The sequence below is a fragment of the Streptomyces sp. NPDC051218 genome, from assembly GCF_044455475.1.
GTDB lineage: Bacteria > Actinomycetota > Actinomycetes > Streptomycetales > Streptomycetaceae > Streptomyces.
In genome coordinates, this window is the sequence record NZ_JBITEU010000041.1 from 1 (window position 1) to 1,904 (window position 1,904).

1 protein-coding gene is annotated in these 1,904 nt (G+C 70.5%); it reads left to right on the forward strand.

Annotated elements, in window-relative coordinates:
* Positions 1 to 281: 281 nt before the first annotated feature.
* Positions 282 to 1,904: SMI1/KNR4 family protein (locus ACIBCK_RS39155; protein ID WP_399398154.1), on the forward strand; the 1,623-nt coding region annotated here is incomplete at its 3' end.

Here is a 1,904-nt window from a genome sequence, read left to right on the forward strand (position 1 = left end):
CGCCGGGAGACCTCCGCACAGTCGGGACACGCCAACCTCCCCGACATTGCTGTGGGCGTCGACCACGACCAGCCTGTCCGTCTCCGTGAACTGGTCGAGCACCAGCCTTACCGCCTTCGGCAGCAGAGCCTCCCGCAGCACGCTTAAGGCCCGCGTGACCAGGCGTTCCCGCCCGAGCGCGATCGGTGCGTTGGTGAGACTGAGGTGATGCCATCACACTCTGGGCCCGCCTCGCGCCTCGCGGGTGGGCGTTGTCAGTGCCGGGTGCGACGATCGCACACATGACTGCGACGGCTGGCGCGAGTTACGACTGGCGGGGTTTCCTCACGCGGTGGAGCGAGGAGTGGGCGGACGCATGCGATCCCGATGAAGCGCGGGACTCGGGCGATGAGGAGGCCCGTCGCACCCGCTGGCTCGGCTTCGAACCCGCGGCGCCCGCGCGTGTCGCGGCCCTCGAAGAACGCCTTGGGCACCGGCTGCCGCCGTCGTACCAGACGTTCCTGGAGGTCACCAACGGCTGGCGGCATGCGGGCGGGTTCGTGTGGCTGCTCGCGGGCACGGAGAAGGCCCGCTGGCACGAGGACGACGCGGGACTCGCCGAGATCTTCCAGGAGAACCTGGACGAGGATGCGACGCGGGAGGAGGTCCTGGAAGCCACGATCTGGACGCGAGGGCTCGAACTGGCCGTGGAATCCGACGCCATGACCGTCATGCTCGACCCGGAAGACGTGGACCCGCACGGCGAATGGGCGGTGTACACGTGGGCCCCCTGGCGCGCCAGTCCTCCGGAACGGCACGCGTCCTTCTGGGAGTTCATGCAGGATGCCTACCGGGAGTTCCACAGCCTGCGGGCTCGGGCCGACGATGCGCCGGAATTCGTGAACGTCACAACCGAGTCGCTGGACGCCATGGTGGAGGAGGCGCGGCGTGACGCGCTGTGTGGCGACTACGAGCGGGCCGAAGCGGTCTTCGCGCAGGCGCAGGAGTTCGGCAGGCCCCGCGCCGGGGCGATGCGGGACCAGATCATGTGGCTGCTCGGCGACCGGCATGCCAGGCACTTCGACGGGCTCGCTGCCGACCCGGTGTACGCGCCGGAATTGCTGCCCGCCTTGATCGCCGGCCGCGGGGAGCGGTCCTGGCGTGACGATGGGGCATATGAGGGCCACGTGCGCGGCAGGTCCGACGAGGTGCGCGCGCTGGAGCGGGTGGTGCTGCGGCAGCTGCGTGAGGGCACCTATGCGTACACCGCGCCAGGACCGTTCGGCGACGCCGTGGAGACGGCCCGGGAATTGGCGCGGTGGGGCGAGGCGGACGCGGCCTGGCGGACACTGCTGACCGCGCTGCCCCAGTGGCAGCCGCTGGGTGTTGACCACCTCGCGCCAGTGGGCCTCGTCGCCGACCCGCTGCTTGGACCGCTGCTCACGCAGGAGCGGGGTCGGGCACTGCTGGCCACCCCCAGAGGTGAGGAGGCGACCGGCAGCCGAGCCGTTCCAGTCGACGAGGACCCCCATGGCCTGGCGTGGCTCGCGGAACGGCCTTCGAACGGCCAGCGCCAAGGGTACCGATTCCTCCTCGTCGAGGGCGTGGAGCCCGATGCGCTACCCGCCCTCATCGGCGCCGAGGACGGCGCGGAGCTGCACGAGCCGATGACGCTGTGGGATGCGCGCTCGAAACTGCGGTCCGGTGGGACGTCCTCCTCGTACGACGACAAGGCACTGGTCGCCGTCGGTCGTGCCGGACACGGCTGGAGCTTCGCATTCGACGGCGAGCCACAGCCGTTCAACGAGGCGCGGTTCACCTCCCCGGTCGTCGCCGCCTCACGGCACGGCCGTGCCGTGGTGGTCTGGGCCTCGTCCGACGAGTTCGGCAGAGGCGCTCTGTTCCACCTCTCTGTGGCCGAGTAC